This window comes from Dinoroseobacter sp. S76 (genome assembly GCF_049801095.1).
In the GTDB taxonomy this organism is placed as follows: domain Bacteria; phylum Pseudomonadota; class Alphaproteobacteria; order Rhodobacterales; family Rhodobacteraceae; genus Dinoroseobacter.
The window spans coordinates 1-12,702 of the sequence record NZ_JBNAGH010000013.1; the positions used below are offsets into that span (position 1 = coordinate 1).

Below are 12,702 nucleotides of genomic sequence, written 5' to 3' on the forward strand. Positions count from 1 at the left end.
AGATAGGGCATCGCGCCCATTTGCTGAAACTCGTCGATCATCATCATGACCGGCCACGGCTCATCGGGACCCGGCTCATTCTGCCGTAAACTGGCGATGAGATCCGCGAACATCAGGCGCAGGAGCGGTGCCAGCGTCGCGATGTGGTCTTCCGACACCACGATGTAGAACGCGTGCGGTTTTTTCCTGAAGTTCGCAAACTCAAAATCGCTCGCATCGGTTGCCGTCCGCACCGCCGGGTTGTCCCACTGCTTCAGACCGGCCGTCATCAACGCCTGGATGTTGGACGTCAGAAGCCGTGACGACGCACTCGCGGCATTGATCCAAAGCTCGCGCACCGTCGATTCCTTGGCCTCTTCGGCATAGGCACTGTACTGTGCGTTCTTGTAGTCTCCGCCGGTGACGATCTTGTTGACCTCGCCCAAGGTCGGTCTGCCGCGTTGGATCGCCAGTAGGCAGGCCGCGACGAATATCGACTTGCCTGCCTCGGAGAAGGTGTCGAGTGTCTTGTTGTCCTTGTCGAGGAAGAGGTCTGCCAGGATCGAAACTTCCGTGAATTGTTGGGCAAAACTGGGGGCGGCCGCGATCCGCGCGAGCGGGTTATAGCGATGCGAGCTGTTCGCCCAATCGAATGGGCTGAAGCGAAAGACTTCGTCGCCATTGAGCGCCCTCAGCCGCGCCGTTTTCTCGAAATTCTCGCCCTTCACGTCCAGCACCACGACGGAGCCCGCGAAGGACAACAGATTCGGGATGACAAAGCCCACGCCTTTCCCGGCCCGGGTCGGCGCCACCATCATCACATGCGGGATGTCGCTCGCTGAGATGTAGGGAGCCTTTGACGCGGGCTTTCCAAGCTTCCCACAGACAAACCCGGATCCTGGTGCTTGAAGCATGCCGTTCGCCTTGAGCTCACGTCTGGTCTGCCAATGTGCGGATCCGTAATCATCCCGGTCCTGCGCCCAGGTCCAGCTGAAGGCCAGAACCGCCAGTCCGACAGCCCCGAAGCCAACGGCCCCAAACGCGACCTTGAACGCTTCGGGATGGGCGGCGCGCAGACCCGCGCTCGCCGTCCAGACGGCAAACATGTCAAATTCGGCAAATCCTGTTCTCAACGCCAAAGCGAGATAGAAGCTCGCTGCGATTGTGCCGAGCGCCGTTCCACAGAGAGTCCCGACGGGCACGGCAGCCCAGAGAGGAAGCCGGGTGCTCATCAGAAGCTGATCTCATCGTCGAGATCGCGCGATAGCCCCCTGCCCCGCTGCATCTCGAGATGGGTATCACGGGCCAACGCTTCGACCTTGTCCTGCTGCAAGGCGGAGGCACGGTCGGTAAAGACCTGATCACCGGTCTCTTCATGGGTCAGTTCGAGGAATTCCTGAGTAACAGTGATCTGATCGATCCGATTTGGAAGCACCTCTGCCAGCACCTCGTAGTTGCCGCGCCGCAGCTCCCCAAGACCTTCCTCGCCCAGCTCCTTGAAAAGCTCGGCCGCAAGGGTGCGTTCGACGGTCTCTTCCTGAGCCTCTGACAGGGTGCCGTCACGCAACATGTCCGCGAGGTCGTGCAGATACGGGTTGGGCCCACGGTCATCGTCATCGATCAACTGCAAGTCGTCCGATACGCGCGACAGATCCGTCGCGATGCCGAGCTCCTTTGCCCGCTCCAGCAAACGGTCCATGAGCCGATCGACTGTCTCCAACGCGCGATCTTGTTGATCATCGCTGGCCTGGGCGAGATCGATGCCATCCTTGGCCAGAACCGCCGCCATGTCGCGGTCCACCCAATCCTGAGCAAGCCCATAGTTCGTCGTCCCACCAGCTTCGATCCGGGCAGCCATCTCTTGCGGATCGAGACCGACCTTTGCAGCATCTGATTTCAAAGCCTCAAGGACAGCGTCCTGGCCCGATGAGAGCGCGGCACTCAAACGCGCGTCGCCGGCTCCCGGCGGATAGGGCTCGATCAAGTCGCGTCCAAACCGGGCGCGTAGTTCGGGGTCTGGCACCATCTGCGAGAGATCACGAACGACGCCCGCCGCCCTCGTCTCGAAACCCGGGCGTTCGGTGGGATCAAGTTCCTCTGCTTTGAGCCGCAACGCCTCGATGGTTTTCTCGGCATAGTCGATGGCCTCGCCGACCGTTCGAATGGTCTCCATATCGATCTCTCCTGCGGTGAATTTGTACGGCGTGTCCGACCCTAGCGAAGCCGCCATGCGCCGCATCACGTAGGCCAGGTGTTTCTGATCCATGCGATCCAGCACATCGGCCAGGGCGTGGTAGTCCTTGGCGAACCCGGTGACCTGCGCCTTGACGATGGCCCGCTCCTCAACCGACAATGCGATCTCGCGCGGCAGGCGCGCCTCGTCTTTTGCCCGGTAGATTTCTGCGATCCCTGGAGCCTTCTCGAAGATGCCACGCTCGAGCCGGGTCGTGGCCTCGAGCATCACACCGTAGCGTTCGGCGATCTCCGCCTGCTTTTCCCGCATCAGCTGGGGCGACATCACGCCCTCGGCCCAGCAGGAGAACCAGCTGCCGTTGGCGAGGCCCCGGTTGTTCAGCAGGATATGCGCATGCTTGTGGGCTCGGTCATCATGCACCGAGAGCACGTAGTCCCACTGATCGCCGTAGTCGCCACTCTCAAAGAAGTGCTCGGCCCAATCGAGTGTGATCTCGCGTACCTGATCCACCGTGACGTCGGTCGGGAACGACAGCAGCATATGTGAGGTAAACCCGAGCTTCGTCGAACCGCGCCAGGTTTGCGACCAAGCCTCGACGATCTCCGCCTTTTGCGCCTCGGACAGAACGGCCTCAGCCATCAGCGGGTTGGTCATCGTCGTGTATGTGAAGACCGCCTTGTCATTCACATAAGACAGCTGGTTGCCAAGGCTTTGCTTCGTCTTGCACCCCCCTGCCCTGATCCGCTTAAACACTGCGGCGCGGCTCTCCGGCATGACTGACTTCAGCAGATTGCGCGCCGAGGCCCGGCCTACGCGCTGGTAACTGCGACCCTGCCGCCGCCCTGCCAGCCGCGCGTCTATGCGCGCCTGACGCTGACCCTGGATGCGCTCCGTCTCCCAGAGCCTGCCCATGACGGCGTGATAAAGGGCGAGCGGCTCAGACATGGTCCACCAACTCCTCTTGCGGGCCTGAAGCCTCGGGATCCGCCGCGCTCCACCCCACGCCCCGCCGCTGACTGGCTGACGCTTTCAGTGCAGCCAATTCGCGGTAGGTGCGCTGCGCGAGATCATGCAGCGCGACAAGCGTCGCACGGTCCTCCGGCGACAGCGTCAGCTGTCCGCGCTGCACCGCCTTCGCCAGAACGCGGCCGCTGTTTGCAACGTCTTGTGCCTGCTGCAACGTCTCCGAGAACGCCCGGAGATCGTCTCGCATCAGATCAAGCAGCCCGCACCGCGCCCGCACAACTGCCTGCAAGGCCTGGCTGCGGCTCGTAAAGCCACGGGCCTGCCAAGCGGCGTCGAATACAGCCAACTCAGAACGCGCCGCGCGGAAACTCACCGCGATCGAAGGATCTCGAACCTCCTGCCCTTCGCCCCGCTCCTCCTTGGCAAGCCGGGTCACGTGCCGCCGCGACACACCGTAGGCCTCCGCCAGAACCTTCGGCGTCTCGCCGGCATGGTAGCGGCGCGCGAGTTCGATCCGCTCTTCGAGTTTCAGGCGTTTTGGGCGTCCCGGTTTCACGTCTCAGACCCCTCGGACAAAAGTCGCAGACATTTGGCATATCCTGCCAACGTCCCTCTCTTTTCATCCTTAGGACTATATCAATTCGTTACTTTGCGCAATTTGTCTTTTTGCGCACCGTATCACTGCGCAAAATGCTGCCGAGTCGTCGGGATCAGTCTAGCACGGCTCGGAACTCAGACTCTTGGTGAGTCGAGATGCGAAGGGCCCGTACAGATTTGCCATGAATGCGGGATGTAGATATGCTGACGATACGCCTCTACGCAGGAAAAAAGCTGGCGTATCGCGCTGATGCTTGGCGGGCCACCGGAGCGGCCCGCAGCACAATGTCAGGCCGGTCTTCCCCCGTGGTCAGTGACTACCATCGTGTCAGTCACACTGACGAAGAGCGGCGTGATGACATATTCGCCTCCCGCGTCTTCAGGTGCTGTTACGGCGACGATGGCCGAGGCCGGCGCACCGTCCACGAAACAGGAGAAAAGCGCGAAGTTCTCGAAACGACCGGACGTCAGCGCCTCGAAGGCGCTGACGTGATCTCTGCGGATGTTAGTGCTCACGCGACGATCCCTCCCGCTGCACGGGCGCGCTCGGCATAGGCGCTGAGCGGGCCGTCGGCCTTGAAGTGCAGATCCCGTTCGACAGGCAACCCCAGGCGGCCCCGAACGGCGCGAATTTCGCTGAGGCGCACCGAGCCAATCTCGGGAAAGCCAAGCCCAAGGTCGCAGAGGCCGTGCGCAATATCCGGGTCTTCCGGATCGGTTTCGGAAAGCAGCCAGGTCGCTCCGGCATCGGGGGTGAAAAGCTTCACCACTGGTTCGAAGTCAAAAGTGTCTTCGCCTGCTTCGATGCGGTCTTGGTTGGTGCGCCCATTCGCAGCAAGCTGCTCGAGCATGGATTGTGGCAGAAGGTCCATAAGGTGTCTCCTTGGATGTCGGTTTGGAAAGACCGGGACGTCACGAACCGGCCCAGAGGGCGGCTCACTCGACGAGGGCAGGGGCATCGCCCTGCCCGTCGGGCTTCGGCTCGAAGAGGACCAACTGGCCGGTCACAGGCACGGCAAAGAGCTGGATGGTGAGGAAGGATTTCGCGTCAGGCTTTTGCGGGAAGGCGACACCGATCTTGTGGAAGCGGGTCTTGCCGTCCTTGCCTTCTTCGGGGGTGGTGACGGTGTAGTAGCGGGTCATGTCGATCTCCTCTCGTTTTCGATGCAAGAAGAGAGCGGGACCGGACGGATCGGCTGTCAGGCGGAACTTTGTGCCGCGAGGAATGACCGCATCGGCGGTCAGGGGAAAGTTCTGCTTGAAGGAAGCAAGCGGCGCGCGCGACCGTCAGCCGAGCCAGGTTCCGCAGATTGCATCAAAAGAAAACGCGAGGCGATCGACCGGTCCTTGTCGCGGTACCCCACTCCGGGGTGCTGGCATGACGCGCAGGCGCACCAAAGGCGCGGGGGTGCCGAACCATAGTCCGCCGTACAAAGCCAGAGAATGGCAGCTCAGGGAACGCAGTCGCCGCAGCATCCGGGTTCAGCCTGACATTGTGGTCAGGGCCCATGCCTCCAAAGGTACCGGAATGTGTCGAAAGCCCGTTTCAGAGAAAGCGCCGAACGCGCGAGGCGTAACCCTCGAATTCCGATCCATATTGCGCGCGCAACCATGGCTCCTCAGCGAACGGCGCGGCCAACAGCGCGAGGATAGCTGCGCCTCCCACCACCGAAACCAGTGGTGCGGCGGAAAAGAGCATCCATCCCAAGATCATCACCAAGTCCGCAACATACTGGGGATTGCGGGAGTGGCGATAGAGGCCACCGGTCCGAAGTTCTCCCACCGCCCCGCCTGTTTGGGCGATGCCGAAACGCGAGACTTCTAACCAGACCGCCGCATTGCCGAAAAGGATCAGTGGCACGCCAAGCCCGAAGCGGACCCATGCTGGCAATGGCAGGCTCCCCCATCCAAGAATGCCAAGAACGATGAGTATCCCAAACAGCGTGAATGTGGGTATCCAGACCAGAAACGGCGTCCACGTTGTGTAGTCGTCTGGTGGCCAGAGGCGGCGCGACGGATGTGCGACAGACCAGAGGATCGCCGCCAGTGTGCCGAGCGCAATCCCTAAACCGAGACACGTCAGGGCGGTCTCCATCAGACTTCGGCGTGGCTATGAGCGACAACCTCACGCCGTTCCGCAAGCGCCTGACGAATGATCTGATACGCTGAGGACAGGAACAAGCTTGCCATGATCGCGGCGACGATGAGGTCCGGCCATCCCGACGCAGTGCCCCACACACCCAAGGCGGCGATCATGACGGCGACATTGCCGATGGCATCGTTGCGCGAGCAGAGCCAGACCGAGCGCACATTGGCGTCACCATCCTTGTAGCTGACAAGGAGGACTACGCTTGCGAGGTTTGTCGCCAGAGCCAAAGCGCCAATGACACCCATGATCTCCGCTTCCGGCACGCCGACATAGAACACACGGTAGACGGTGGAGCCAAAAACCCACGCCCCCATCAGAAAGAGGCTGACCCCCTTCGCCAAGGCCGCGTTGGTGCGCGCGCGAATGGATGCGCCGATGACGGCAAGTGAGATGCCATAGGTCAAAGCGTCCCCAAGAAAATCCAAAGCATCCGCCTTCAATGCCTGCGACTGCGCAATCTGGCCCGCCGTCATCTCGACGCCAAACATGATCGCGTTCAATGCGATGACAATCCAAAGCCGCCGCTTGTATTCGTCCGATACACCATCGAACTTAGCGTCGTTTCCGCAACATCCGGCCATCACACGCCCTCCTTCAGTTCAAAAGGCATCTGAGCCGGTTCAAGACTGTTTTGGCCGCCGGGGATTGTGGGCACTTGGCCAGCCCGGATGCGCGCGACGCGCCTGTTCATCCAATGCCGGATGACCAGGCGATAGACCAGCCCGCGCAAACCCGACAGCTGATGGTGGTCTGCATAGAAATCATCGGGGCTGTCGAAGACCCCGAAATCGTGGTTGATGCCTGTCTTCTGGATATAGGTGCTGTCGCCTGTCCATTCGACGCGCGGGGCCTGCAGGCAATCTGTCCCGGCGCCATAGGCGCAAAGCGATGTGCGATGTGAGAAAGCTTCCTGAAGCGCGCGCAACACGCCCTGGTCGAGAATAAAGCCTTCAAGATTGATCCAGGTGCCATCGATCAGAACCTCGACCCAGGAATGGATGATGTTGCGCGGTGCGATGGGATAGACCAGTTCCGGCACCACCCCGCGCTGCAATCCTTTGTCGATGAAAAAGCCATGAAACCGACAGGGGATGTCCAGCGCCCTGAGGAGCGCCATCAGAAGCGTGCCTTTGGTGTTGCATTGACCATATCCGTCAGCCAGCACCTGAGAGGCAGGCAGCGCATCGTCGCTGTTGTAGCCGAACAGGATTTCGTTGCGCACAAAGTCATAGGCCGCGCCAATGCGCGCGTGGGGGTCAAGTGAGGACCATCCGCGTTCAGCGACCAATGCTTGAATGGCATCGGATCGAAAATCGAGGATGGGGGTTTCGGCAAGGTATTTCCGGGACATGATTCACTCTGGTTCTGGTGTCCCACATCATATACGATCTCTAGTGACTAGAGGTTCAAGAGGTTTCTTCATGTTCTCTATCGGCGAACTGTCCCGGCGCACAAACGTTAAGGTTCCGACCATCCGATACTATGAGGAATCGGGGCTTCTGGACGCCCCGGAACGGACGGAGGGCAACCAACGCCGGTACGATGCGGCGGGCCTAGAGCGTCTGAGCTTCATCAAGCACGCCCGCGATCTCGGCTTTTCGATTGAGGCAATTGCCACCTTGATCGATTTACAAGGCCACCCGGATCGGTCGTGTCGCGAGGCGACAGACATTGCGACGGCCCAACTCTTGGACGTTCGCGCAAAGATCAAACGCCTTCGAGCGCTTGAAAAAGAGCTGGTGCGGATTTCGAAAGGCTGTGACGGCGATGGCGTGTCGGAAGACTGCTACGTGCTCGCCTCATTGTCTGACCATGACCTCTGCGAACGTGAGCACTGAGAGACGACAAGATCTTCACATAAGATCAAATGGTCGGTTAACCCCGCAGTCCGGTCAGCAGTGGTTCCATGAGGGAAGCTCCAGACGTGCCAGGGAGGCATCGCCTGTTGCTTCCCTTGAGGGCACCTAAGCGGCGGCCTCGTCTTTTTCAGGCTGCAATTCATACAGAAAATCGACCGCACGCTGCGCATGGGCCGCGGCCTGGAAGATATATCGTGTGTCGCTCCGAAGACCGCGAAGCCAGTGGTCGATATAGGCGGCATGCTCTGCGCGCGGTTCCAGCGATAACCCCAGATCGGCGGCCAGAAATGCAGCGCCCAGTTCAGCCACAAGCTCCTCTTGCGCATAGCCTTCATCACCCCAGCGTTTTCGACCGAAACTCCGGTCCAGGCGATCGGGATGGCGGGTCCAGTGGGTGATCTCGTGACCGAGTGTGGCGTAGTAGCTCTCGGGGTCTTGGAAGGTCTCGAAGGGCGGCATCTGCACATAATCCGGCTCAACCGCATAGAATGCCTGGGCTCCCCCGTGACGAATGTCGGCCCCTGTCGCTGCAAAGAAGGAGTCTGCGGCCGCATCGCGATCGACTGTGTCAGGCATCGGCTCCGGGACGGCGTAGAACGCCGCGGGAAGGCCCTCGATCTGGTCGACGTTGAAGACCGTGTAGCCTTTCATGAAGGGGATTGCGACCTCGCGGTCCTGACCGGCCTCATCGCTTTCGGTCTTGCGGAATGTGTCGGCATAGACGACCAGCTCGCCCTTCGCGCCCTTGCGCACCTGGCCGCCGAGTGCCAGCGCCTGACGATAGGTCATCCAGGTCGGCGCCGCGAACCCTTTTGTGACCGAAGCGGCCCAGAGCAAGACGATGTTGAGACCGCGATAGGCGACGCCATTGTGCCGCAGGGGTCGTGAAATGCGCCCTGCAAGGTGTTCAGCGCTCCAGGGCTTGTGCCAGGGCCGGGTACCGGCTTCGAGATCGGCGATGATCTTCACGGTGACGCGGGTGTAGATGTCGGGTCGATGTGCCATGATGTCCTCCTTTCGGCAGGTCCCTCGTGCGGGACGCGGAAAGGCAGGACGGACGCAGGAAGCCGACGGCGCATGGTCAACACGGGGGGAGCGCCCGCGACCGGCGCGGGCAGACCATTGCGCTGGCGGCGGCGTCTGTCAGGCCCGCGCTCCCCTGCTCGCACCGGGGATCTGACGGGAGGCGCGGCTGGCAAAAAGAAACGGAGCCGACGGGTCCGTGTCATCGGGACAGATCATCGGATCCAAGGGAGCAGGAGCCAGAAATGCAATTCTAGAGCGCGCGCAGCTGGTCGATTGCGGCCGACAGCGGCATGGCACGGAGCCCGCCGGGCCCCGGCACTTCGCGGGTCTCGGCATAGACCAGAAGCCGCTCCGCCACGTCGAGATCGTCTGCGGCGATGTGGAACCCGCGGGTGACCTTGGGGCTGGTCGTGCGTTTGACCTCAATGGCCCAGAGCGCGCCGCCTGGCAATTTCAGGACCAGGTCGATCTCGGCCCCGGCCGAGGAGCGGTAGAAACTGGCTTCCGTGCCGCGTGGGGCGGCGGCGATCAGGTTTTCGATGCAAAAGCCTTCCCAGGACCCGCCAACCACCGGGTGACCGAGGAGCGCCTCGGACGTCTCCAGCCCGAGAAGCGCGTGGGTCAGGCCCGCATCGCGGATGTAGACCTTGGGCGATTTCACCAGCCGCTTGCCGGTATTCGCGTGCCAGGGCGGGAGCCGTCGCACCAGCATGAGATCCACCAAGAGATCGAGATAGCGGGCAACGCTTTGGCCGGAGACCCCGAGACCAGCTGCCAGCTTCGCCGCGTTCAAGAGCCCGCCTTGCTCATGGGCCAGCATGGTCCAGAATCGCCGCAGGGTTTCGGCCGGGATGCGCAGACCGAAGCTCGGGATATCGCGTTCGAGATAGGTGCGAATGAAATCCTCGCGCCAGCTCAGGCTTGTCCGGTCCGACTGTGCGAGAAAGCTGTCGGGAAAGCCGCCGCGCAGCCAGAGCCTCTGCAAGGCCCCCTGCCCCGCCTCGTCCAGCGTGAACGGGGTCAGCTCGTGATAGCTGACCCGGCCTGCCAGCGATTCAGCGCTTTGCTGCAATAGCGTATTGGAAGCCGACCCCAGAAGCAGGAATTGCCCGGTCCGGTGCCCGGCCCGCCGACGGCGATCGATCTGTCCCCGAAGTGCACCAAACAGCCCCGGCATCAGTTGCACCTCGTCGATCACCACCAGCTTGCCCATCTGCGCATCAAGATAGAGGTCGGGCTCCTCGAGAATCTGACGGTCTGCGGTCCGCTCCATGTCGAGATAGACGGCCTCACGGGTCTCCGCGATATCCTGGGCCAGCGTGGTTTTGCCGACCTGGCGGGGTCCGAGAAGGACCACACCCGCCTGGGCATCGAGGGCATCTTCGACGCGTTGGAGGTGATTGCGGACGATCATACCTTGCATTTATTCCATCCATTGGAAGATTTGCAAGGATATTGAAGGATCGAGCACAGTTTCACGCCGCCATCCCGCTCAGCCGACCGAAGAAGCTGCGCTCCAGATGCAGCTCCCCTGCCCCGGCCTTTTCAACCATGCCCCGCAAATATCCGCCCGGTGAGTTGACCTCGCCTGAATGGACCTTCTCGAAGACCAATGCCAGGGCTGCAGCAGCGGCGGGTTTGCCCATCTGCTCCTCTGCAGCGATCCAGGCATGGTCCGAAATGCCGATCATCGGCCGCAATTCACCGGCAACCCGCACGAAATCGCGCCAATCCCGGATATAGCCGCCCAGATTGCGGCCCCAGGAGGTGAATTCCGGGCAGGCTTGCAATATGGTCCCCAAGTCGATCCCGACCTGCGCTCTGGCCGCCTCCCCTGCCCCATTGTCCGACGCTGCCCGTGCCACAGGCGCTGGCTTTGCTGATCTGGGTGGTTCGGTTTCCGTTTCCTCATTTTCTGAGGAATTACAAATTACAGGATGAAGTTGTTTTGTAATTCGTATGTGGGGTTCGGAATTGACCTCCCTGGGGTCCATATTTTCTGTTTCCTCAGTCATCTCTGTACTTTGACCCACAGGGTTTGCCTCCCACAGAAACACCTTCTCGACCCGCGACAGCAGGTCAGCGAAGCGATCAGCCAGTCGCTGAAGCATGTCGGCTCCCGCACGCGGGCCCGGCAGGCGCGCCAGAAGCGCCTCGAAGGCCTGTTGCAGGCTCCGGAGCCCCTGCATGTGTTCCTCGCGCTCCAGAGCCGCCTCGAGACGCGCCCGGATACTGCGCCGGGCGATCGTGATCTGACGCCGCAGACGCTGACAGAGCGCCCGCTCCGTCGCCAGATCGGCGGCCAGCGCCTCGAACTCTGCGACGCGGGCGCTCAAGGGGGCGAGATCGAACCCGTAGGCCTCGACAATCAAGCCGTCGGCATCGCGGCGGCCCCAGCGTTTGCCATTGGGGCTGTCTCGGAAGGTGAGCACACCGACCTCGGCCAGGCGCCGGGCGTGGCGCTTGAGCGTCGACAGGGAAAACCCGGTGCGCTCCATCAGATAGGCGTTGGACGCCCAGACGATGGGCCGCCGTCCCTCTTCCCAATCCTGGGGCTGGGTGAAGGCCGCCAGCGTATCGAGCAGCAGAAGATCTGCCGCTTTCAACCCGATATGGGCCCCCACGCGTTTCGCCGCGACGACACTGCGTGTCTTAGCAATAGAAATCTGTTCGCCGTCTCGGGCCAGCTGATCCGCGGTCCCGAGAGCCGGCGTCGGCTTGCGCCAACCGCTCTGTGTCATGCCTGTATCTCACCTCCGGTTTTGTGGAGGCAAAAGGGTCCCGTTCGCCAAAACGACGTTCTTTCGTTGACAGTGATTCGCGGGAGCGGTATCCAGAAGGTGTCTAATCTAATTGGATAAGCTCTCGGGCCGGATCGGCTTGGGGGCTTTTCTTTTGCCTCAGGTCATGATGTCGATGTCTCCTCTGATTGAGACAGATACTCCGCGTAGAGCTGATCGAGGTTCTCCGAGAGAAACTCTCCAAAGCCTGCGGAATCCTTAGATGTCAGCGAGATCGTATAGGCACGGCCCGCGCGTCCGATGACGCCCTTGATCCGGCCTTCTCCGGCGGTCCAGGTGCGCTTGGCCGGAGTGGCTTTCGCCGCCCGGCGCCGGGGTGCCCTGCCCGCCTCGGTCACCTTGCTGTGCAAAATCTCGAACTTGGTATCGCTGTCGAGCTGGTCGAACCCCTCCGTGGCCAGGATACGATCGGCCACCGTCACGTTGCTTTTGACCGCCATCAGCTTTTTGAAGTCTTCCCAGCGGTCCCGCCCGATTTGCTTGGCCGGTCCAATCGCGGCGATGACATGGCCCGGCACCGTTCCCGCCACTGACAGCATGCGCGACAGCAGCGTGCCGTCGATGGTCAGCGCCTGCTGGATCACCTCCTTGGCCTGGCCGAGATCATGCAGGTTCTTGGCAAAAAGCGCCTTCTCGATAAAGGAGAGATCGGCCCGGGCCGTATTCTCCTGGCCCTGTGCGAGCACATGGGCGACGTCATCCATCTCCTTGACCACGGCGCGGACCGGCCGTCCGAGCGCGCGGGCGACGCGCACCCGGCGATGCCCGAAGACGACCATGTAACGGTTGGCGGCCTCCGGATGCGGTCTGAGCAGGACCGGCGTGTCCTGCCCGCTTGATGCGATCGAGGTTTTCAACTCGTCGAAGGCCTCGTCATCGCCGCTGAGCCGGTCATTGACGAAGGAGGCATCGATCAGAGCGGGATCGATCTCGACGATGGTTTCGCCTTCGAGGAGGCGCTTGGAGTTTTCGGCAAGACTGTCGATCGAGACTTTCATGGATTTCGACGCACCGCGCATCGCATAGCTCGAACGGCCCCCATCGACCGGCGGATCGGTCGGTTGCCCGATTACGGATTTCAACAGGTCTTTTCTGGCCATGATGCCCTCCTTTCCGAGGCAGGGAATCCCT

At 61.6% G+C, this 12,702-nt stretch carries 14 protein-coding genes; 1 reads left to right on the forward strand and 13 read right to left on the reverse strand.

Going from position 1 to position 12,702, the window contains the following annotated elements; genetic code table 11:
- The 9 genes from ACP153_RS20755 to ACP153_RS20795 all read right to left on the reverse strand — a co-directional run.
- On the reverse strand, window positions 1-1,211 hold a 1,211-nt coding region (locus ACP153_RS20755; protein ID WP_424972920.1), incomplete at its 3' end, for a type IV secretory system conjugative DNA transfer family protein.
- A complete protein-coding gene (locus ACP153_RS20760) occupies window positions 1,211-3,118 on the reverse strand; it encodes a relaxase/mobilization nuclease domain-containing protein (protein ID WP_424972921.1) in 1,908 nt (635 codons plus the stop codon). The genes ACP153_RS20760 and ACP153_RS20755, both read right to left, overlap by 1 nt.
- Complete coding sequence (locus ACP153_RS20765; RefSeq protein ID WP_424972922.1) at window positions 3,111-3,695, reverse strand: helix-turn-helix domain-containing protein; 585 nt, start codon at window positions 3,693-3,695, stop codon at window positions 3,111-3,113. The genes ACP153_RS20760 and ACP153_RS20765 overlap by 8 nt, the downstream gene beginning before the upstream one ends.
- 329 nt (window positions 3,696-4,024) lie before the next feature.
- Entirely contained in the window at window positions 4,025-4,252 is a 228-nt protein-coding gene (locus ACP153_RS20770) for a hypothetical protein (RefSeq protein WP_072779902.1), read from the reverse strand.
- On the reverse strand, window positions 4,249-4,608 hold the full coding sequence (locus tag ACP153_RS20775; protein ID WP_424972923.1) for a DUF2958 domain-containing protein: 360 nt from the start codon (window positions 4,606-4,608) through the stop codon (window positions 4,249-4,251). Before ACP153_RS20775 ends, ACP153_RS20770 begins: the two co-directional genes overlap by 4 nt.
- A gap of 64 nt (window positions 4,609-4,672) precedes the next feature.
- The gene (locus tag ACP153_RS20780; RefSeq protein WP_424972924.1) at window positions 4,673-4,879 is read right to left on the reverse strand and encodes a hypothetical protein; all 207 of its coding nucleotides are present in this window, start codon (window positions 4,877-4,879) and stop codon (window positions 4,673-4,675) included.
- A gap of 403 nt (window positions 4,880-5,282) precedes the next feature.
- Complete coding sequence (locus tag ACP153_RS20785) at window positions 5,283-5,831, reverse strand: methyltransferase family protein (protein ID WP_424972925.1); 549 nt, start codon at window positions 5,829-5,831, stop codon at window positions 5,283-5,285.
- Entirely contained in the window at window positions 5,831-6,466 is a 636-nt protein-coding gene (locus ACP153_RS20790) for a cation transporter (protein WP_424972926.1), read from the reverse strand. The genes ACP153_RS20785 and ACP153_RS20790 overlap by 1 nt, the downstream gene beginning before the upstream one ends.
- The gene (locus ACP153_RS20795) at window positions 6,466-7,236 is read right to left on the reverse strand and encodes a transglutaminase-like domain-containing protein (RefSeq protein ID WP_424972927.1); all 771 of its coding nucleotides are present in this window, start codon (window positions 7,234-7,236) and stop codon (window positions 6,466-6,468) included. Before ACP153_RS20795 ends, ACP153_RS20790 begins: the two co-directional genes overlap by 1 nt.
- Window positions 7,237-7,306: 70 nt before the next feature.
- On the opposite strand from ACP153_RS20795, the gene ACP153_RS20800 reads away from it, so the two are divergent.
- The gene (locus tag ACP153_RS20800) at window positions 7,307-7,723 is read left to right on the forward strand and encodes a MerR family transcriptional regulator (protein ID WP_424972928.1); all 417 of its coding nucleotides are present in this window, start codon (window positions 7,307-7,309) and stop codon (window positions 7,721-7,723) included.
- Window positions 7,724-7,849: 126 nt separating this feature from the next.
- Here ACP153_RS20800 and ACP153_RS20805 read toward each other — a convergent pair whose 3' ends face one another.
- The 4 genes from ACP153_RS20805 to repB all read right to left on the reverse strand — a co-directional run bounded on the left by ACP153_RS20805 (window position 7,850) and on the right by repB (window position 12,671).
- Window positions 7,850-8,749, reverse strand: coding sequence for an ArdC family protein (locus ACP153_RS20805; protein WP_424972929.1), 900 nt, complete (start codon window positions 8,747-8,749; stop codon window positions 7,850-7,852).
- A 271-nt stretch (window positions 8,750-9,020) separates the two neighbouring features.
- Complete coding sequence (locus ACP153_RS20810) at window positions 9,021-10,184, reverse strand: ATP-binding protein (protein WP_424972930.1); 1,164 nt, start codon at window positions 10,182-10,184, stop codon at window positions 9,021-9,023.
- Between the two features lie 61 nt (window positions 10,185-10,245).
- Window positions 10,246-11,511: a plasmid replication protein RepC gene (gene repC / locus ACP153_RS20815; RefSeq protein ID WP_424972931.1), complete on the reverse strand. Its 1,266-nt coding sequence runs from the start codon at window positions 11,509-11,511 to the stop codon at window positions 10,246-10,248.
- 164 nt (window positions 11,512-11,675) lie between these two features.
- Entirely contained in the window at window positions 11,676-12,671 is a 996-nt protein-coding gene (repB, locus tag ACP153_RS20820; protein ID WP_424972932.1) for a plasmid partitioning protein RepB, read from the reverse strand.
- Window positions 12,672-12,702: the final 31 nt, after the last annotated feature.

Bases quoted from the DNA above. Each gene is read 5' to 3' on its own strand.
- ACP153_RS20760 (WP_424972921.1), bottom strand. From the start codon at position 3,118: ATGTCTGAGCCGCTCGCCCTTTATCACGCCGTCATGGGCAGGCTCTGG.
- ACP153_RS20775 (WP_424972923.1), bottom strand. From the start codon at position 4,608: ATGGACCTTCTGCCACAATCCATGCTCGAGCAGCTTGCTGCGAATGGG.
- ACP153_RS20780 (WP_424972924.1), bottom strand. From the start codon at position 4,879: ATGACCCGCTACTACACCGTCACCACCCCCGAAGAAGGCAAGGACGGC.
- ACP153_RS20785 (WP_424972925.1), bottom strand. From the start codon at position 5,831: ATGGAGACCGCCCTGACGTGTCTCGGTTTAGGGATTGCGCTCGGCACA.
- ACP153_RS20790 (WP_424972926.1), bottom strand. From the start codon at position 6,466: ATGGCCGGATGTTGCGGAAACGACGCTAAGTTCGATGGTGTATCGGAC.
- ACP153_RS20795 (WP_424972927.1), bottom strand. From the start codon at position 7,236: ATGTCCCGGAAATACCTTGCCGAAACCCCCATCCTCGATTTTCGATCC.
- ACP153_RS20800 (WP_424972928.1), top strand. From the start codon at position 7,307: ATGTTCTCTATCGGCGAACTGTCCCGGCGCACAAACGTTAAGGTTCCG.
- ACP153_RS20805 (WP_424972929.1), bottom strand. From the start codon at position 8,749: ATGGCACATCGACCCGACATCTACACCCGCGTCACCGTGAAGATCATC.
- ACP153_RS20810 (WP_424972930.1), bottom strand. From the start codon at position 10,184: ATGATCGTCCGCAATCACCTCCAACGCGTCGAAGATGCCCTCGATGCC.
- repC (WP_424972931.1), bottom strand. From the start codon at position 11,511: ATGACACAGAGCGGTTGGCGCAAGCCGACGCCGGCTCTCGGGACCGCG.
- repB (WP_424972932.1), bottom strand. From the start codon at position 12,671: ATGGCCAGAAAAGACCTGTTGAAATCCGTAATCGGGCAACCGACCGAT.